The following is a 20721-nucleotide window of genomic DNA, read 5'->3' on the forward strand; positions in this document are numbered from 1 at the left end:
ATGGGAACTTTTATTTTAATCATAAATGTACTTATATACCTATTCGTATTCAAATACACAAAAAGCAAATTTTCAAAATTTGGTCCAACATCATTTGCCCCCCTATTTTACGCATTTTTTGCAATAACAGCCGTATTTCTATATTATTCGGGCTATTATGAATTAATAAGACATGCAACAGAAGAAAAAATCAATGAAGTTTCCATATGGCCCTATTTGTACATGCTAATGTTCATAGGTATATTCTTTTATCCGATTTACAAAAATCCTATAGAAAAAGTATCTTCCATATTACCACCGCATCGTATAAATGAAAAAATTTTCACTATAATCTTTTTTACAGTATCTTTCATAGCAATAATTTTACTTTTACCCAACATGACATCAATATCTTCAGTATACGATCAAAGTACCGTTGCTGACGATTTTATGGATCGATGCATGGGATATTCACGATTTTCCCCCATTCAACAAAAATTCTTAAACTTTGTCAAAGTTTTTCGTACCGCAGGAATCCCTCTATTCTTTTTCTATCTATCGTACAGAACACATAAAATAAAAATGATTGTTCTTCTTGGCATAAGTTGCTTTCTTCCAACGCTACTAGAATCCATTGTAAATATATCTCGCGGAGCAATGCTTTATTTATTGTTAGACATATTTGTTGGATACATTCTATTTTATAATTTCATGCCAAAAAAAGTCAAACGATTCATAATTTTGACAGCAACCATCACTTTAAGCCTATTAACCATTCCCGCACTAATCATCACATTCGCCCGTTTTAGCGATGGCGCTTCCGGTTTCATGAGTATCGCCACATATTTTGGCGAGCCGTTTTTAAATTTTCCATTACTTTTTTGGGGTAATTACAAAGGTTTTTCTATGGGGGAATATTATTTTGGTCCCGTAATATCTCTATTTACAGAAGTAAACGCACCATCGGACAAAATAAGTCGTTTTTATTATTTTTCGCGAATTACAGGAACATCAATAGCATGGTTCAGAACAATCGTAGGGTCCTTGGTAATGGAATTTGGATACTGGGGAGCAATAGTATTTGCTGTTATATGGAATAAATTCTACAGTTATTTCATTCACATAAGAAGCACGACTATACCGTTCAACAAAATGATTATATATTACTATTGCTACATGCTCTTAATCCAAGGTATATGGGGATTCAACACGTCATATGATTTAATTTATAGGATTATCATTGTTTGGCTGTTTTTTGGCTATAACTTTAAAAAGAGAACCATCAGTATTTAACTCAAATGAGCAGTACAAGTTCAGCGCAGCACATTGCAAAAAATACAGTTTTCCTCTATATAAGAATGATACTAATTATGGCAGTATCCTTGTTTACCACAAGGGTTCTTTTTCGTTCTTTAGGAGAACAAGATTTTGGCTTGAACAATGTTATCGCAGGCGTTATCATTGTATTCTCCTATTTAAACAACTCCCTCGCTGCAGCAACATCTCGTTTTATCACCTTTGAGCTCGGTCAAAATAATTTAGAACGCTTAAAGCATGTATTCAAGACATCGTTAACTATTCACTTTCTTTTCGCATTAATAGTCGTAATCATTGGAGAACCGATCGGCATCTATTTAGTGAACAAAGTTCTTTCAATACCTCCGGATAGATTATACGCATGTAATTGGACGTACCAATTTGTAGTACTGTCTTCCATCGCTACAATACTCCAAGTTCCATTCAACGCACTCATCATTTCCTATGAGCGCATGAATATTTATGCATACATAGGCATTTTTGACGCCTTTGCCAGATGCGCCATAGCTTATATGATTTGGTCAACAGGATACGACAAACTCATTCTCCTAGGCCTTCTTCAATTTGTCTTATCAGTACTATTAACCCTATTTTACATTACATACTGCAAAAGTAATTTCAAATCTGTCTTTTCTTTAAGACTGTGCTTCGAGCAGAATCAGATTAAATCAATGCTAAGCTACTCTACATGGAGCCTTATCGGTTCTACGGCAAACATGCTAAAGAACCAGGGCGTAAACATCATACTAAACGTTTTTTTCGGTTCCGTTATAAATGCGGCAAACGCAATTGCCTACCAAGTATGCCATGCTGTGACAAATTTTTCAAATAATTTTACCATGGCAATGAACCCCCAAATTATCAAAAGTTATGCAGCCAAAGAATATGAGAAAACAAAGCAACTTATTTTTAGGGGTGGAAAACTCTCATTCTACCTTTTAATGTTCCTATGCATTCCAATTATATACGAAATCGACTTCATTTTAAAAATCTGGATGGGAAATGTTCCTGAATATACAAATCTCTTTACCCGCCTTGTTTTAATTCTTTCTTTAGTAGAAGTATTCACATTTACCATTGGATGCGCGATTCAAGCAACAGGAAATATCAGGAACTATCAGCTTGTAATAAGCGGAATAAACATGTTAAATTTTCCAATTTCATTCATCCTGTTTAAATTTGGTTTACCCCCATATACAGCACTTACCGCATCTATCGCCATCAGTACCATCACTGTACTAATGAGACTTTATTTCATCAAGCATTTGCTTAACATATCCCCATCTGAATACTTCTTTTCAGTTCTATTAAGATCCTTTGTTGTAGCAATTCCATGCCTAATCGTACCAACAATTATCTACACAACCATGCACGACGGTATAATCCGCTTTTTCACGCTTTGCATTGCGACATGGTTCTTTAATTTTCTTATTATTTATCTTATAGGAATCGACAAAAGCGAAAAATTATTTCTCAAGCAACTACTAATAAAACTCAAATCAAGATTTTATCATGCCAAACCTACCTAAAGAAAAAGATTGTTGTGGATGTGCAGCATGCGTTGACTCTTGCCCCAAAAAAGCAATTTCTTTAAAAGAAAGTAAGAACGGTTATTTTTTCCCTTTTGTAAATGAAGACCTATGCATCAATTGTAAGTTGTGCGAAAAGAACTGCCATATACTGCACCAAGATGAGCTTAAGCGCAATGACCTTGCATACGAAAAGCCCTACGCCGCATGGACCTTAGATGATGAACTAATAAAGCATAGTGCATCTGGCGGTATTTTTGCCCAAATAGCAAAGGATTTCCTGCAAAACGGAGGTTTTGTGTACGGAGCCGCCCTGCAAGACGATTCGACAGTAAAGCACATCGAAATATCATCAGTCGAAGAACTTCGCAAACTTCAAAATTCCAAATATCAGCAAAGTAACGCTTCAGGTATATACACCCAAGTAAAAAAACGCCTTACCGAGGGGTATAAAGTACTATTTTCAGGAGTACCCTGCCAAGCAGGAGCTCTTTATACGTTTTTACATTATAATGAAGCTTTATTAAAAAATTTATTCGTATTAGAAATTGTATGCCACGGAGTGCCAACAAATCATCTAAGCAAGTTAGCCCTGAAATTCACTGGAGCAAAGAAAATATTAAAATACAGGACAAAATCTAAAGGATGGTTGGAAGGCAACAGAATTACATACGAAATGCCAGACGGTTCCATTCTAGAATGCACTAAGCGCCGTAAGGATTTCTTATTCCGTTCATACTTGACGATGTCCAACATAAGAGAAAACTGTTATACTTGTAAATACGCAAGAATAGACCGAGTAAGCGATTTAACACTGTGCGATTTTTGGGAAGTCAATCAAAAAAAATTTAATCATCGAGATGGAATTTCTCTCGTCCTCGTCAATTCAGCAAGAGGCCGAACTCTATTCGTAGACAATCCTCACATATACAAAGAACAGGTTTCTTGGGAAGAATCCATTCCACAAAATCAAAATCTTTATATGCCAACAAACCGGCAGCTTTTTAAAGGCTGCTTTAAAATATCAAAAATAATGAATTACCCAGATTGGCTATGCAAAGTAATCTTTCAGAACGGATTTGAAAATAAATACATAAACAAGATATTTTTTATTCTACAGTCCTTATTTACTTATCCGCTCAAAAAGAAGCAAAAGAAAGAACAAGCTCGCAAAGCTCATGAAACGTTAAAAATGTTAAAGGATTTTCAATAATGAAGACAGCCGGAATCATAACGACTTACTTTGCAACAAATTTCGGGGCTATGTTACAGCCATTTGCAATGAAGCGGACTCTAGAGCAGTTAGGATTAGATGTCGAAATAATCCGTTATAAGCAGCCACACGTCTATAACGTGTACAATCCTCTTCATTATCGTAAATTTATCAGAAAAAACGTTTTTGCAATTTTAGAACATTTAGAAGGACTTCCTTCAAAGCTTAAAAAGAATCAAGTTTTCCAAAAATATCTACTACAGCACCTGAATCCAGAGCCTGGTTTTTGCAAGCAAATCCCCCAAAATAAGGATTATTACTTTTTCGGCAGCGATCAAATTTGGAATCCCATAGTTACTGGCGGCTATGACAAAATTTACTTTGGTGAATTTCCTGTAAAAAAGAATGCCAAAAAGATTGCATACGCAGCCAGTGCAGAATCAATTCAGTATAATCCTAATACAATTGAATTTTTCAAGCATTATTTAAAAAACTTCTACGCAATCGGCGTAAGAGAACAAAAATTAAATGATGATTTGACAAAATATACTGGCATAAAAAATATTACCACAGTCTTGGATCCAACTCTAATTGCGGACCCAGCAATTTACAGTGAAATAGAGCAAAAAAATCCACTTCCAGGTGAAAAATTTGTTCTATTTTATAAAATTCGCGACTGCATGTATTTCACAGACAAAATCTATGAATATGCAAAAAAAACTGGGGCAAAGCTACTCATTTTATCCTCATGGTTCGAAAAAGACATTGTAAAATACGCCAAGGCGCACACAAACGTTATATACATGCCCAACGCAGGCGTTGAGACATTCTTAGGTGCAATCAAAGCAGCCGAATGCATATTCACTCCATCATTTCATGGTTGCGTATTTCCAATCCTAAACCACAAGCGCTTTTACAGCCTCGTCCTTAAGGATTCCTGGAATACAAGAGCTAACGACCTTTTAAACACCCTAAAGCTTCAAGACCGTTTATTGACTATAAACGGAACAATTTCAGACAACTCAATCGATTTTACAGAAGCAGATCTCATCTTAGAAAAAAGACGAGAAGAATCCCTTAATTTTATCAAAACATCAATAAGTGAATAGTAATGCACCATTTCGATTATCTCATTGTCGGTTCAGGTCTTTTCGGCTCCACATTTGCATACCGCGCCACACGTGCCGGGAAAAAATGCCTCGTCATAGACAAACGTGAACAACTAGGTGGAAATGTTTATTGCGAGAATGTCGAAGGAATCAACGTCCACAAATATGGGGCCCACATATTCCATACTAGCAACAAGCAAGTATGGGACTTCGTCAATTCCATCGTGGAATTCAACCGCTACACAAACAGCCCAGTCGCTAATTACAAAGGCAAGCTTTACAACCTGCCATTCAACATGAACACGTTCTACCAGATGTGGTGCGTCACAACGCCGGCAGAGGCAAAGGCAAAAATCGAAGAACAGAAAGCCGAAGCTATCGCCGTATTGAATGGACGTGAACCAGCCAATCTCGAAGAACAGGCGCTCACGCTCGTCGGCAAGGATATCTTTGAAAAGCTTATCAAGGAATACACCGAAAAGCAGTGGGGTCGCAATTGCAAGGACTTGCCGGCGTTCATCATCAAGCGCCTCCCAGTTCGACTCGTATTCGACAACAACTACTTTAACGACAAGTACCAGGGCATTCCCATCGGCGGTTACAATAAGCTCATTGACGGTTTACTAGCAGGAATCAAGACACGCACCGGCGTCGATTTCTTTGCTGAATATAAAGACAACTGGCGTGAAATAGCAGACAAGCTTGTCTATACGGGTGCTATCGATGAATTTTTCGGATATAAGCTCGGCAAACTCGACTGGCGCACCGTCAGTTTCAAGACACGTATCGAAAACACTCCGAATTTTCAAGGAAACGCCGTTGTCAACTACACATCGCATGACCAGCCGTACACGCGAATCATCGAGCACAAGCATTTCGAAATGTTCGGCGGCGATGTCTATAACGTTCCGAAAACCGTCGTTTCGGAAGAATACTCCACCGAGTACAAGGAAGATATGGAGCCATACTACCCCGTCAATGATGAACGCAACAACAAACTTGCCGAAGAATACCGCAAGCTCGCCGCGCAAGAATCAAACGTCATCTTCGGCGGACGCTTGGCTCAGTACAAGTATTACGACATGGCTCCCATCATCGAGCAAGTGCTAAACCTAAAGGAAATCTAAAAAAGATATATTCAATACAATGGGTTGGCTATAGCTATAGCCAACCCAATTAAGATTTCTAATACTGGCTATCTATCCATTGTATTCTTTTCGAAATCCAAATTTTTAAATCATCAACAGCATCTTCATAACTGTCAAAAGACTGATGCAAACATCCTTCAGAAATACCTAAAACATTCCAACGCTTAAAATTATTTTGTGTAGATTTTTTTAACTTTACGGACACATAATCTATCGTATCAAGTACAGACGCAAACAAATGAGATTTTTCATTCCACATCTTTTTGGCGTATTCCCTATACACGCTATCTTGAAAAAGATATTCATACCAAAGGACACGAAGAAACCAATCTTCAATAGCATTGTTTTTTTCAGTGCCATGATTTCCAAAAGCTAAATCAAAATCCCATACAGGACCCATTTTTATTATTTCACCTTTGACCCATGAAAAATAAACACTTGTATAAAATCTAGCATCTGTATTTTTTGATAACTCTTGAACCCAATAATGTTTTATACTTTCATCAACATCAATCCATTCATCTACAGAATTATCTTTTCCTACCTGAATCGTTTTAAAAAAATTTTCAAAATTTTGAATATGATCCTGAACAGTATCTAGCACATTATCTGTAGCATTTTTAGGATCATGAACTCTAAACGCTATTCCTGTTCCATTTTCTGTTATTACATCAGAAAAAACAACTTGTTCATTTTTATTATACCTTCCATCAACTTCAACTATATAGGAATAATCATTCTTCGGAATATTCACTCTATTTTCCGATATTTTTATCGTCTCCGTTAGCAAATACACTCCCAAATATTCCCCATTCAAATACAACTCTGCAAATTCACATCGTGGCGCATAATAAGCCCCAAGAGCAGCAGACAACCGATACGCAATAAAATTCCGCATCAACGTTTTGTCAGCATAATTCGCAATTAGCGCCCAATCCTTATCCTTTGGCATGCCTAGCATCGATTGTTTCTTAGCAAACTCAATCTTATAACTTTTTTTAGGCATTCCCCACGATGAATTTCCTCTCCCTCTTATGGTCAAATCAAGAATTTCGCTTTCGGCTTTTTTCTTGCCCCATATTTGGAGTTTAGCGGGAATTTCTGTTTCGCGGTCTTTAATCTTTTGCTGATTTTCCGTATAAATTACAATGCGGGGAATATTTGCGTAAGGATATTCCTTGTCATTCGGTTTAAACGTATCGGGATAAAGTTCTTTTGAAGAAGAACTTTTTGCTTTCGAAGAACTTGAACTTTGCAAACTTGCCGTTGGTTCATCCGCATCCGCTGAGGAGCTGTCGTCACACGCACTCAGAACTGCCGTCGCTAGAGCAATGCACAAAAAAAACATATATGCGGCATGCGATTTCCAACCAGCTCGAATCATGTTTCTTACTCCAAGATACCCAAAGATAGCATTATTTACACCATGGGTATTTCAAAAGCACGCCATTTCCTACAAAAAGGCTATACAATTACGTTCAGAAACTTTTTTCAGAGGGTTTTATCATCTATTCAAGAATTTCAATATTCTTTTGCAATAGTCCGGGGCTTCGTCGTTCACGGCATGGCCGTAGTTCTCGTAAACATAAAGTTCCACCGGAGTTCCATTTTGCTTTAGTGCTTCGGCAATTTCCCTAGAAGCGATTACGCCCAAGGTTTGGTCAAGTTTCGCACCCAAGACGAGTGTCGGGCACGTGACGTTTTCAAAATTTGCATAGGCTTCGAAATCAAGGCACGCGCGGGCGAGTTCAATGCCTAGAGCGTCCATTGCCTCAGCGGTATCCGTCGCCATTTTTTCCATCAAGTACGAATCACCAAAATTCTTTTTGCGGTCGAACAGATAAACTGTAAAACCGTCTTTGAATATTTTATACGAATCCGCTACCATCTAGGCAACGCTCATCGTACTTTTCAAGCTCATGCCAGGGAGCAATACAAGCGGGCGGGCACACGTGCCGAACTTGGCATAATCCATTTAAAAATTATTCGTCTTAACGGTCTGTACTAACGTTTCTGTCATACGACAAGATACTATAATTTCAAGGTTTTCAAATAAGTTTTTTGCCAGTCTGTGGTGCGATTGCTTTCGATTGCCTTTTGGATGGTCTTGTTGTGCGTCCACGCATCGAGTTTGCATTTTTCAATGAACGGGAGCGTAGCGTTGTACTGCTTGGCAAGTGCTGTCGCAAAGAACCTCGCGACCATCATTCGCAACCCAATTCAAGAATTTCGTGTCAAAGTCATCTTCCAAGAAAAACGACATCAGCGTTTCAATACCAAAGCGTGCCGTATAAACTATCGTCACGGGAGTATTTATCCAATGTTGAACATATTTCAAAAGGCGCTTGCGGTTCGCGGTTTTTGCAGATGGCTTGCAAAGTTCTTCGCAATGGTGCGCAATTCGGGAGTGCGTACGCAGATAATCGACTATGCATCCGTAGTCGGGATTATCATGCTATGGAAAGCCTTGAATTTCAAGTCCTGTTTTGCGAAAAGAGCTTTTTGAATTTCATTGATGATGGTCATTTTACTACGCCGTTTTTTTTAAGCTCGTTTCAAAGACTTCAAGATAACGAATTTTGAACTTTTTTCTAAATTTGCGCGCATGGCAGAAAAAAAGAAAATCCTCGTAATGGTCGCAAGCCCGAAGAATGAACGCAGTGGCACTCTCATCCCGACGAAGGCTTTTGTCGAAGGGCTGGAGCAGAACGGCGACTACGAGACCGAGTACATTTTCATTGACAGAATGAACATCAAGCCGTGTCGCGGTTGCCTCAGTTGCTGGGGGCGCGAGGACGGTTCGTGCTTTATGAAGGACGACGACGTGCCGATGATCCGCGAAAAGCTCATCAATTCGGATATTGTCATCTGGAGTTTTCCGCTGTTCCTGTTCAGCATTCCTGGGCAGATGAAGGTCCTGATGGACCGCATCGTGGGCATGGTCCACCCGTACATGGGCCAGAAGCTCAAGGAAGGCGCCAATGCGATGAATTCGCACTTGCACGGATTGCAATTCCAGAAGGAAGGTCAGAAGATTATCCTGCTTTCGAGTTGCGCCTGGATGGACATCGACGTAGTTTATGAACCTATCCGCAAGCAGTTCGACATCATCCTCGGGCACGAGGGTTACACGCTTATTGCCTGCCCGCAGATGCGCGCGCTCGACCACCGTGGCGGTCCGCGTCGTTTGAATATGCTCCGAAAAAAGTACCGCAAGGGCGGTGCCGAACTAGCTACGACAGGAAAGCTCTCTCAAGAAGCGATTGACTTGATGCAGAAGCCGATTTTCAGCGAAGACGCTTACGTGACGCTCGTGACTGAATTCGTGACGCATATGTTCGATAGAGACGATAATTTCTAGCGCCTTCGGCGAGTTACTAGTTAATAGTTATTAGTTACTAGAAATTTGTTAAAAGTCGCGGCTTTGCCGCATGTGTCATGCCCCGCTCCAACGGGGCATCTTCTTTTTTCAAGCACAAAAATAACTGGATTGGGCTGAAGCCCCAACTCTTTGGCTCGGTTATAAAAATGAGCAAACTCATTTTTGCAACGTTCGCCTTCTGAGTTGTCTTCGCTACGCTCAGGATGACGTATTGGGAGCAAATACAGAAAAACCCTGGCAGATGCCAGGGTTTTCCGTAAAAGCAAAATCGCAGATTAGCGCTTGCTGAACTGGAAGTGCTTACGAGCCTTCTTGCGGCCGAACTTCTTACGTTCAACGGCACGTGCGTCACGAGTCATGAGGCCTTCCTTCTTGAGAGCCGGCTTCACTTCTGCGTCGTTAGCAACGAGTGCGCGGGAAATGCCGAGACGGACAGCGCCCATCTGGCCAGCGATGCCACCGCCACGAGCGGTAACTTCGACGTCCCATTCTTCAGCGTTGCCAAGGATGGCGAACGGAAGATTTGCAATCATGTCCTGCACTTCAGAATGGAAGTATTCCTTGAAATCACGACCATTGATTGTGCGCTTGCCGGAACCCGGCTTCAGAATCACAGCGGCGATGGCGTTCTTGCGACGGCCAGTGCCGCGGTAGATCTTCTTATTCTTTGCTGTAGCCATAGTTTTCTCCGTTCTAAATTAAAGTTCTACGACTTCGGGTTTCTGGGCAGCGAACGGATGTTCGGCACCTGCAAAAATCTTGAGCTTCTTGATCATCTTGTGGCCAAGAGCGCTGTGCGGGAGCATGCCCCAAATGGCAGCTTCGAGCGGAGCAGTCGGGTTCTTTGCCAAGAGGTCAGCAAAGTTGATCCAACGTTCACCGGCGATGTGGCCAGTGTGGTGGAAATACTGCTTCTGGAGAGCCTTGTTGCCAGAAACGGCAACCTTTTCAGCGTTGATAACAACCACGAAGTCGCCAGTGTCGACGTTCGGGGAATAGATGGCCTTGTGTTTGCCCATGAGGAGACGAGCAACTTCGCTTGCAACGCGTCCCATCGGCTTGTCAGCTGCATCCACAAGCTTCCACTTGCGGGAGACAGTCTTCGGGTTTACCGTAATGGTCTTCATGTAAATCCTCTAGTGAGTGAAATTCCGGGGCAAAGGCGCCCCGAGAAAAGCAAAGTAAATTTAGATGATTTTCTGCAAGGGTTCAAGGGTAAAAAGGTGTAATTTTTGAAAAAAGTAGTATTTTTGCGGGTTAAACGTTCTATCAATTGATGGAATTATATTAATTAGTATAGCGTTTTTGTTAGACAATGGTCTTTGGTCAATAGTCATTAGAAATACGTCACTAGATGGGGCTAGTAGCCCCAACCTCTTCGGCTCGGTCATACCCATACGAGTATGGTTGCGACACTCGCCTTTTGAGGTTGTCTTCGACTCCGCTCAGGATGACACAATCCTACCTTAGAACGAATGTATTAATGGCGACCCCGGATTAAATCCGGGGTGACAATTGGGCATCACAAAGCCTCATCCTACTGTCTACTTTTCTCCTTGCGCATGGAGGCGAGTGCCTTGGACTTGCGGCGGGCAGTTTCCTGGAGGTTCACAGCCACATCAAACTCATCAACGATTTCGCGACCGAGGATTTCTTCGAGAACGTCTTCGAGGCTCGCGATGCCGGCAATGGCACCGAATTCATCCACAACACCCACCATGTGGCCGCGCTGTTTGAGGAATCGGAGTAAAAGTTTGTCCGTCATGAGGCTGTCGGGCACGAGCTGCATCGGGCGCATGAGCTGGCGCAGTTTCACATCGCGTTTGCCTTCGGCTAAAAGATTGTACGCATCGCGGCGGAGCACAATGCCTATCCAATTGTCTTTTTTCTTGTCGTAAAGCGGCACACGCGAAAACGGCCAGTTTCCGCGCTCGTCAAGAGTCTCGCCTATCGTACTGTCGGCGGGGAGCGTAAATACGACCTGTCGCGGCGTCATCACACGGCGCACCGGGAGCGACTTGAGCGAAAGGATGTTCTTGATGACAAGTGCCTGCTGGCGGTCAATCACATCTTCACGCAACCCGAGACTCACAAGGCTGTTGATGTCCTCGATGCTCACGTCCTTCTTTTCTTTGTCTTCGTGCGTCCAGTGCTTGGTAAGCGTGAGGCAAAGCCAGATGATTCCCGTCCAGCTGAGGATTTTCGTGATGTAGTAAAACGGTACAGCCACGAGCGGTGCGCAGACTTTCGCCTGTTTGACGCCGAGCGTCTTGGGAGTGATTTCGCCAAAAAGCAAAATGAGAATCGTGAGTATCACCGGCAAGAGCATCGCCGCCGAAGGCGACAAGCGCTTTACCGCCAAGGCTGTCGCTAGTGACGCGCCCACCGTATTTGCAACCGTATTCACCACAAGCACCGAGGCTATGTAACGGTCGATATTATCCTTCACGTGCTTCAGGTAACGTGCAGTAAATTTCTTTTGGCGCTCCAAGACTTCCACCGTCGAAGGCGGGACACTGTAGAACGAAGCTTCGGTCACAGAGCAGAACGCCGAAGCAGCAAGACAACAAAAAACAGTTAATGCAATTTCTAACATAATTTATTCCATCAACCCCGGCTCTATCGCCCAGAACTGGGTGCGCTCCATGTCACGAATAAAGTTTCCAAACGATTTCGTGTTCATAAACGGCACCACAAAAGAATCCTCGGTATTCAATTGCATCAGTTCAATTTCCGTAGATTTCGGGATATCGGCAAGCTTGCGAACTTCGTCAAGAGCGTCGTCAAACCCACCCAAGCCATGCACAAGCCCAGCCTCTTTCGCCTTCCAGCCGACCATCACACGACCGCCGCCATACACGGAATCGACCACAGCTTGGTCAATTCCAGTTGCCTGCGAAACTACACCCGTAAAACGATTGTAGAAGTCATCCATGTATTCCTGGAGAGCCGCCTTTTCGGTATCCGTCCACGGGCGTGCAAAAGAGCGTGCATCTGAATAATCATTCGTCTTGACCGGTTCATTGCGCAGTCCGACTTTTTGCATCAAGCCCGAAGCGTCAATTTTACCGCCATAAATCCCAATGCTTCCCACAATGGCGAAGGGTTCTGCAATTATCTTATCTGCACCACAAGCAATGTAATAGGCGCCCGACGTTCCAGAACTTCCGATACTTGCCACAATCGGGATGTCAAAACGCTTCAAGTTCTTAAGCGCACCCCAGATTTTATCAGACGCAATGGCGCTTCCGCCCGGAGAACTAATCCGTACCAGCAAAGCCTTCACGCCCATGCCAGGGAGTCGATGCAAGTTATCAAGCACAGATTCTTCCATGCGGGAATCAATCGTACCATTGATGTTCAACAAAGCCACTTTTGTGCGGTGATTCCAACGTTCGTCAAAGATCTTGGTATTCGACGGAGCCCAAGTCCTAAAGCCCGCATACGGAGCATCGATATCGAAGAACGTCTTTAGCGCATACGCAGGCACCTGATCAATATAAAGCAGTGTATCAGCAAGCCCCACTTTCTTGGCGCCAAGGGCAGTAATTACAGGCTTTTGCGCGAGCTCGTCCAATTTTTCTGTATTTACCGACGCAGTTCCAAATTTCATGCGACCAGCAACACGCATACGGACAAGTTCCCAAATATCCTTGTAAAGCGTTTCGATATTTTCGCGGGCATTCACCGACATGGAGTCCGCGGTGTAAGGTTCCACTGCCGACTTGTACGCACCATGGCGCAGGAATTCCACCTTGATGCCTAATTTATCCAAAAGCCCCTTGTAAAACGTAATTCCGCCACCAAGACCAAGCCAAGTAAAATACGCCGAAGGCTCCACCACAATGCGGTCCACATTCGCAGCAGCCATAAGCACTGCCGGGCGCACGTCATCCATGTAAGCGATCACGAGACCGCCACGAGCCTTGAGCTTTTTCACGTAACGGTTGATTTCTTCGGATATAGCCAAGTTGCCACTATAGCCAGAAAAATCAAGCACCACAAGCCCTGCCGCCGGATCGCGCAACAGATGTTCGAATAAATTGCGAACCTTCATGAGGCCGATAGAAGATGGAGCAAAGAACAAGAATTTCTTTTCGACTTCGGAAACTTCCATATTTAGCGGCACACGCACAATCTGCGCCGAACGCGATGCACGAGGATTACGTGATGTATGGAAACCGATGCTACCGCCTTTAGGCAAAAAGTCATCAAAAATTTCCAATGAAGCATCAGCATGCCCGCCAAGCGATACCGAAAGCGTAAACGCGTATTCATTATCATCGCCATAAATCGGCATCTTGAATCCAAAGCGATACCCGTATAGCGAAAGTTCCAGAAGCAGACGATGTTCCTTCCAGTCTTCGACATCGTAACTTGCATTAAAGAAATCGCCCAGACGAAGTGTTGCACCAGCGTTGTGCACACGCTCCATTGATGTGGGGCCCAGATATAGCAAGTTATCGCAAGAATAGCCTAACGAAAGCATGCTGAACGGGCGAATCAAAATGCCCGGAGAATACGTCCATTCCGTTCCCTTAAAATCAGCACTGCGAAACGCCGTAACGCGTCCACCCAAAAACGCGCTGCGGTCAAAAAGCGGAAAGCTATGCGTCAAGTTCCAACGGGATTCATCCATTCCCTTATCGTTAAAGCGATACTCGAAACCCGCTCCAACGCGGTCCAAGTTACCGCCCACGCGAAATTCCGTAATGCCATCGTCAAACTGGTACGAAGCTAGAGCCCCCTTGGAATCCAAAGCCGAGAGCCCAGCCGGATTCCCGAAAACACCGTGCGCCCCTTCAAGCGAAACAAAACGCGATTCACCCGGCAGGTAAGCGAAAGCCATCGCAGAAAGCGCGGTAATCGCAACAGCAAATGCTGAAAATGGAAAATTTTCTTTCTTCATCATAAATATTTTAGTAAATTTAAAAGAAGGTGGAATTTGGGAAAGGAATAAACCATGAAAAACACAGCCCTTCTTGTTTTTATCCTTTCGTTTTTGCTCGTTTCCTGCGGGGATGATTCCGGCAGTTCCGCTGGTGATTTCAATGAGGATTACGAACTCTCTAGCAGTTCCAGCGAAAAAAACAACAATAATTCCAAATCGTCTAGCAGCTCCAGCGAAAATTCGGAACTTTCAAGCGTTTCTAGCAGTAGCTCCAACGAGATGGAATTAGACAATGATTCAGCAAAAGATGGCGATATCCGTTGGGTAACATGGCAAAATCCCAATGGTTATGGAAGTGGAAGATACTGCGAAGTTTACGATGGCACGACTTGGCGTGATGGAGAATCAAACGAATGCGGATCTGATTTTGGAGGCTGTACAAAAAAACGTGAAACAAAAAAAATATACCATTCGGATGGGTATTATATTTGCCAAAACAAGGCCTGGATGTGGGTTAGCGTTCCAATAGATTCCATCAACCCGGAGATGAATATCGAGAACGAATCAGATACTTTAGGTTGGAAAGATACGACAGAAGGCGCTATTCGCAAAGGCAACATAACGGACGTCATCTACATTTTCGACAATAAACAATGGCGTGTAGCAACGCTCCCAGAAGCTTCTCTTGGAGGGTGTAACGAAAAAACTGAAAACGGTTTTGGATATGTGGAAATGCGCATATGGCAAAATTTTATTCCCCCCACATGGTTCGAATGTAAGAAAAACTCCGATGAATGTCCTAATGCTACTTACAGTCCGGGCTATTACATTTGCCAAAAAAAATACGATAAAAAATTTTATTGGAGTGGATTAGACATCAGCGACCACAACCATCTATGCAATGATTCCAGCTATTACGCAAACAGCAAAGAAGGCGACGCCCATTGGGGTAGCATAGAACCCATAAAGAAAAAATGTATAAATTGCAAACAAGAGAATATTGATTTTTTGGAGAGCACCTGCAAAAAACGCTGCTACGTGCTCGATGGTGGATGGCGTTTAGGATTCGCAACTGAATGCGCATTAGGTGGAGGCGGATGCACAGAATCCCGTATCGGTACAATGATCGAGGGTCCCGCCATTAAAACAGAAATCCATCACGATTATTTACCTTATGAAAGAACAATTTCCTATACATCCGTGACATCTATTGATAGCACGCAAAAAAGAAAGTATATCTGCAAGAAATCTAATTGGATTCTTGGTCCAGAATATCCCCCCCGAGGCTGGGATGTAGCCTCGGATATTGACATCGAATTATATCCCGTATTTTGTAACTATGCATGGAGTTGCAAGGGAGGAGAATTCATTTCAGGAAAGAACAACAATAAATATGTATGCGATGATTACGGGTTTAGAGAGGCCACCCCAGAGGAAATAGAAGCGGGTAACGCCTGTACAGGATGCATGCGCGAGGTCGAAAAATGCGGTATAGTGCAGGACAATAATCAATAGGAAGAACCCATGAAAAACACAGCCCTTCTTGTTTTTATCCTTTCGTTTTTGCTCGTTTCCTGCGGGGATGATTCCGGCAGTTCTGCAGGCGATTCCAACGAAGAAGCCGAAAAAGCCATCAACACGACCATTTCAGGAATGGCGCAAGGTCCCTTTGAAGAGGGGGCTACGGTTTCTGTTTACGAGCTTGACTCAAATTTTCAGAAAACAGGATACAACATAGAAACGGAAATCACAAATGAACATGGCGAATATTCGATAAATGTAAAGAACTTCAAATCCCAATACGTATTGCTTAAAGCAGACGGCAAATTACATGATATTTTCACATCAGAGAAAACCTCAGGCAAAACAACCCTGTACGCACTCGCCGATTTAGGCAACACTAAAAAAACAAACATAAACATTCTCACCCACTTGGCACATAAACGGGCGCTATATTTGGTCACAAAAAAGAACATGACCGTAACCAAAGCCCAAAAGCAAGCAGAAACTGAAGTCTTGAAATCATTCAGCATTAATGATGATTTGGGGGCCGCAGAAGATATAGACATTTTTACGGATACCAAACAAAATTGGCCTATACTCTCCATATCTGCACTAATGCAAAGCGATCTTCTAAATAGGGGCGTTAAAGACTTCTTGGCAGACTACGTCTCGGATATCGAAAAAGACGGCACTTGGGACGACAAGAAAACAATCACAAAGATTGCCGACTGGGCATACGAAAGGAGCAAAAAATCCTGGAGCGACCTTGAATATAAAATTTCAATCGATACATCCGCAATCAAAAAACACATGAATAAATTTTGGCAACAAAATTACGGTCTTGGAAATTGCACAAACAAACAAAATAATGTAGTCAAAAAGAACAACAATCCTGCAAGCAACGAAGCAAATACGTTCTTCATTTGCAAATCTACAGATTGGGCAACCGCAAGAACAGTTGAAGTAAATAAATATTACTATACGGATACATTATACACCGACACCACCGCAAGCGACGGAGATATCTACTGGGACAAGAAATATTCCGTCTGCTATGTCTATGAAGACAGTGTATGGCACAAGATCAATAAAACCATTTGTAAAACAGGATTGAGTGGCTGTACGAAACTTCGTAAAAATGAAGCAGAACAGAATAACAGCAAACTCTGGAATATCTGCGATGGCAAAGAGTGGCTTGATATGGACAACTGTTTTTTAGACTCGACTGAATTATGGGAAAAAGGACTTCTATTCGAAAAAGACACTCTAGATTGGAAAGATACTACCGATGGAGCCATCCGTAAAGGCAATAAATCAGATGTCATCTATATTTTCGACAACAAAAAATGGCGAGTAGCAACACTCATCGAAGCTTCACTTGGAAAATGCAGCAAAAAAAATGTAGGAGCCTTTGGTTACGTAGAAGATCGTAATAATTGTCAAAGTTCTCCCCTTAGCTACGCTTACGGTGTTCATGGAGCTTACCATGGTCCAGAGTTTGGCAACTATGGTATTTGCCAAAATGACGGAAGCAACAATTTTTATTGGAATCTTATCGACGATGGTTCCTTAAACAAATACATATGTAATGATTCCAGCTATTACACTAGCAATAAAGCAGGCGATGCCCATTGGGGTAGTATAGAATCAATAAAGAAAAATTGTATTAACTGCAAACAAGAGGATTTCGATTTTTTGGAAAACCTGTGCAAAAAACGCTGCTATGTACTTGATGGAGAAAGTCCTTTTTATTCAAGTACGGATAAAACAAGCAATGGATGGCGCATAGGAAATGTAACGGAATGCGCATTGGGCTTCGGCGGATGCACAGAGTCCCGTTTAGGCACAATAAACGAAGGACCCTTGATAAAGTTAAAAAATGACTACGAATATGCGGGTGACGTAAATGACGAAGCCTATTTATCCGCAACATCAATAGACAGCGCTAAAAAAACAACTTACATCTGCAGAACCCACTATTCTAATCCCTATTCTAGTGAATATTCGTTCCCCCCACGTTGGTATATCGCCTCGGATATTGACATCGAATTAGCACCCAAACTATGTGATACTTGGAGGAATAGCAAGGGGGTTCTCATTTCTGGAAAGAATAATAACAAATATGTTTGTGACTATGGCGGGTTTAGAATCGCCACCCAAGAAGAAATCGATGCCGGCATCGCATGTACAGAATATATCCGTAATACAGGAATAACGGAATGCGACGATAAACTAGAAAAAGAAACAGGTATGGCCTGTACAGAATATATGCAACATGTAGAGAAATGCCACACCAAGCAAAAAGAGTAGGTATGGATATACTCGGAATTTGTCATTTTACCTTATTCACAGAAGGGAATAGATCATGAAAAACAAAGCTCTTATTCTATTGCTCCTTTCTCTTTTGCTCGTTTCCTGCGGGGATGATTCCAGCAGTTCCGTAGGCGATTCCAACGAAGAATCCGAAAAACTCATCAACACGACCATTTCAGGAATGGCGCAAGGTCCCTTTGAAGAGGGGGCTACGGTTTCTGTTTACGAGCTTGACTCAAATTTTCAGAAAACAGGATACAACATAGAAACGGAAATCACAAATGAACATGGCGAATATTCGATAAACGTAAAGGACTTCAAATACCAATACGCATTGCTTAAAGCAGACGGCAATTTACGCGACATTTTCGCACCAGAGAAAACCTCGGACAATACAGCCCTGTACGCACTCGCCGATTTAGGCAACACCAAAAAAGCAAATATAAACATTCTCACCCACTTGGCACATAAACGGGTGCTGTATTTGGTCACAAAAAAGAACATGACCGTAGCCAAAGCCCAAAAGCAAGCAGAAACTGAAGTCTTGAAATCATTCAACATCGGGGAAGATTTGGGAGCTGCCGAGGATATAGACATTTTTACGGATACCAAACAAAATTGGCCTATACTCTCCATATCTGCACTAATGCAAAGCGATCTTCTAAATAGGGGCGGTGAAGATTTCTTGGCAGACTACATCTCGGATATCGAAAAAGACGGCACTTGGGACGACAAGAAAACAATCACAAAGATTGCCGACTGGGCATACGAAAGGAACAAAAAATCCTGGAGCGACCTTGAATATAAAATTTCAATAGATGCATCCGCAATCAAAAAATACATGAATAAATTTTGGCTGCAAAATAACGGTCTTGGGGATTGCACAAACAAACAAAATAATGTAGTCAAAAAGAACAACAATCCAGCAAGCAACAAAGCAAACACATTCTTCATCTGCAAATCTGGAACTTGGAGAGAGGCTCAAAAAGATGAAATAGTGAAATACCTCTATACGGACACATTGTACATCGACACCACCGCAAGCGACGGAGATATCTACTGGGACAAGGAATACTCCGTCTGCTATGTCTATGAAGACAGTGTATGGCACAAAATCGATCGAACAAATTGTACGATGGGTTTGAGCGGATGCACGAAACTTCGCAAAAACGACGCAGAACAGGATTCCGACAATCAATGGTACATTTGCGACGGCAAAGAATGGATTTCCATGAACGATTATGAAACAATCAAGGAAAAAGGGCTTCTATTCGAAAAAGATATTCAAAACTGGAAGGACACAACTGAAGGAGCCACCCGCAAAGGCGACATAACGGACATCATCTATATTTTCGACAACAAGAAATGGCGAGTTGCAACACTCCCCGAAGCCTCTCTTGGATTGTGTAATGAAAAAACTGTAGGAAATTTTGGATACGCCGATTCTGATTATCATCCAAACTTTTACATTTGCCAAAAAGATTATGATAAGAAATTTTATTGGAGTGGATTAGACGCTTTTGACTATGATTACATATGCAACGACTCCAGCTATTACGCCAACAACAACGACATCCATTGGGGCGGCATAGACCCTATAAAATGTGTAAATTGCAAACAAGAGATTTTCGATTATTTTGAAAACATTTGCAAAAAACAATGCTATAAGGGAAGATTTACAATGAATGTATTAAAATGCGCAACAGACTTCGACGATTGCACAGAATCCCTTTTAGGCACAATAAAAGAAGGTCCCACCATAAAATCTAAAACCGAGATCAAAGATCTAGGTGAAGATTGTTACAGATACCATTCATACGTGACTTCAATAGACAGCACCAATAAAACAACATACATCTGTCGAATCCGATACATCGGATACAATTATGAGACATCCTATATCAAACCACATCCATCCTATCAATGGGATGCAGCCTCAGATTTTGATCTCGACGCAATCCCAACTATATGCACTTTGGATATCGACGGTCAAATTGTTGTCGGAAAGAAAAATACATACGTTTGCGAAAACGAAACGCTTAGGTTAGCGACCCCAGTAGAAATTGATGCGGGTTTTGCATGTACTATGTACATGGGCGATAGCGGAAATTGCAAGGGAGAAATCATTTCGGGAAAGAATAATAAATACGTTTGCGATGAATCCGGGTTTAGATACGCCACGCAAGAGGAAATAGAAACGGGAATTGCTTGTTCATCATGCATAATACTTAACGGTATTTCATGCAACACTGAAACGGAAAAAGAATATGGTAAAACCTGTACTGAACTCAAGAGTATTGTAGAGAAATGTCGTACAAATGAATAGAAACTAGCAAG

At 42.1% G+C, this 20721-nt stretch carries 17 protein-coding genes; 10 read left to right on the plus strand and 7 right to left on the minus strand.

Translation table 11 applies throughout. The features are described from left to right. The 5 genes from B9Y77_RS08465 to glf are packed head-to-tail and all read left to right on the plus strand — an operon-like array spanning position 1 to position 6274. Positions 1 to 1272, plus strand: coding sequence for an O-antigen polymerase (locus B9Y77_RS08465; RefSeq protein ID WP_085491214.1), 1272 nt, complete (start codon positions 1 to 3; stop codon positions 1270 to 1272). A gap of 5 nt (positions 1273 to 1277) precedes the next feature. Then, positions 1278 to 2825: a lipopolysaccharide biosynthesis protein gene (locus B9Y77_RS08470; RefSeq protein WP_085491215.1), complete on the plus strand. Its 1548-nt coding sequence runs from the start codon at positions 1278 to 1280 to the stop codon at positions 2823 to 2825. Beyond that, on the plus strand, positions 2809 to 4038 hold the full coding sequence (locus B9Y77_RS08475; protein WP_085491216.1) for a Coenzyme F420 hydrogenase/dehydrogenase, beta subunit C-terminal domain: 1230 nt from the start codon (positions 2809 to 2811) through the stop codon (positions 4036 to 4038). Before B9Y77_RS08470 ends, B9Y77_RS08475 begins: the two co-directional genes overlap by 17 nt. After that, positions 4038 to 5147, plus strand: coding sequence for a polysaccharide pyruvyl transferase family protein (locus B9Y77_RS08480; protein WP_085491217.1), 1110 nt, complete (start codon positions 4038 to 4040; stop codon positions 5145 to 5147). Before B9Y77_RS08475 ends, B9Y77_RS08480 begins: the two co-directional genes overlap by 1 nt. 2 nt (positions 5148 to 5149) lie before the next feature. Next, positions 5150 to 6274, plus strand: coding sequence for a UDP-galactopyranose mutase (glf, locus tag B9Y77_RS08485; RefSeq protein ID WP_085491218.1), 1125 nt, complete (start codon positions 5150 to 5152; stop codon positions 6272 to 6274). A 58-nt stretch (positions 6275 to 6332) separates the two neighbouring features. On the opposite strand, the gene B9Y77_RS08490 is transcribed toward glf, so the two are convergent. From B9Y77_RS08490 to B9Y77_RS16205, 3 genes are all read right to left on the minus strand, one after another. Then, entirely contained in the window at positions 6333 to 7679 is a 1347-nt protein-coding gene (locus B9Y77_RS08490; protein ID WP_085491219.1) for a CotH kinase family protein, read from the minus strand. A 120-nt stretch (positions 7680 to 7799) separates the two neighbouring features. After that, complete coding sequence (locus tag B9Y77_RS08495; protein ID WP_254899969.1) at positions 7800 to 8183, minus strand: alpha/beta fold hydrolase; 384 nt, start codon at positions 8181 to 8183, stop codon at positions 7800 to 7802. Between the two features lie 143 nt (positions 8184 to 8326). Then, positions 8327 to 8503 (minus strand): hypothetical protein, encoded by a 177-nt coding sequence (locus B9Y77_RS16205; protein ID WP_254899970.1) that lies wholly within the window; start codon positions 8501 to 8503, stop codon positions 8327 to 8329. Between the two features lie 112 nt (positions 8504 to 8615). Between B9Y77_RS16205 and B9Y77_RS16210 the strand changes: the two genes are divergently transcribed. Together B9Y77_RS16210 and B9Y77_RS08505 are read left to right on the plus strand one after the other, a co-directional pair. After that, positions 8616 to 8801, plus strand: coding sequence for a hypothetical protein (locus B9Y77_RS16210; protein ID WP_254899971.1), 186 nt, complete (start codon positions 8616 to 8618; stop codon positions 8799 to 8801). Between the two features lie 99 nt (positions 8802 to 8900). After that, a complete protein-coding gene (locus tag B9Y77_RS08505; protein ID WP_085491220.1) occupies positions 8901 to 9656 on the plus strand; it encodes a flavodoxin family protein in 756 nt (251 codons plus the stop codon). A 296-nt stretch (positions 9657 to 9952) separates the two neighbouring features. Here the strand turns inward: B9Y77_RS08505 and rpsI are convergent, their stop codons facing one another. The 4 genes from rpsI to sppA form a co-directional block, all read right to left on the minus strand. After that, entirely contained in the window at positions 9953 to 10357 is a 405-nt protein-coding gene (rpsI, locus tag B9Y77_RS08510; RefSeq protein ID WP_014545713.1) for a 30S ribosomal protein S9, read from the minus strand. 18 nt (positions 10358 to 10375) lie between these two features. Then, positions 10376 to 10804 carry a 50S ribosomal protein L13 gene (gene rplM, locus B9Y77_RS08515; protein WP_014545714.1) on the minus strand — a complete coding sequence of 143 codons (429 nt, stop codon included), beginning with the start codon at positions 10802 to 10804 and terminating at the stop codon, positions 10376 to 10378. A gap of 410 nt (positions 10805 to 11214) precedes the next feature. Next, positions 11215 to 12273, minus strand: coding sequence for a hemolysin family protein (locus B9Y77_RS08525; RefSeq protein ID WP_085491222.1), 1059 nt, complete (start codon positions 12271 to 12273; stop codon positions 11215 to 11217). A gap of 3 nt (positions 12274 to 12276) precedes the next feature. After that, a complete protein-coding gene (gene sppA / locus B9Y77_RS08530) occupies positions 12277 to 14589 on the minus strand; it encodes a signal peptide peptidase SppA (RefSeq protein WP_254899972.1) in 2313 nt (770 codons plus the stop codon). A 51-nt stretch (positions 14590 to 14640) separates the two neighbouring features. On the opposite strand from sppA, the gene B9Y77_RS08535 reads away from it, so the two are divergent. Genes B9Y77_RS08535 through B9Y77_RS08545 form a run of 3 tightly spaced genes read left to right on the plus strand, consistent with a single transcriptional unit; the run spans position 14641 to position 20710 of the window. Then, the gene (locus tag B9Y77_RS08535) at positions 14641 to 16083 is read left to right on the plus strand and encodes a hypothetical protein (protein WP_085491223.1); all 1443 of its coding nucleotides are present in this window, start codon (positions 14641 to 14643) and stop codon (positions 16081 to 16083) included. Between the two features lie 9 nt (positions 16084 to 16092). Then, a complete protein-coding gene (locus B9Y77_RS08540; RefSeq protein ID WP_085491224.1) occupies positions 16093 to 18381 on the plus strand; it encodes a hypothetical protein in 2289 nt (762 codons plus the stop codon). Between the two features lie 55 nt (positions 18382 to 18436). Next, positions 18437 to 20710: a hypothetical protein gene (locus B9Y77_RS08545; protein WP_085491225.1), complete on the plus strand. Its 2274-nt coding sequence runs from the start codon at positions 18437 to 18439 to the stop codon at positions 20708 to 20710. The last annotated feature ends 11 nt before the right edge of the window (positions 20711 to 20721 follow it).

The sequence above is a fragment of the Fibrobacter sp. UWB13 genome (assembly GCF_900177805.1).
In the GTDB taxonomy this organism is placed as follows: Bacteria; Fibrobacterota; Fibrobacteria; order Fibrobacterales; family Fibrobacteraceae; genus Fibrobacter.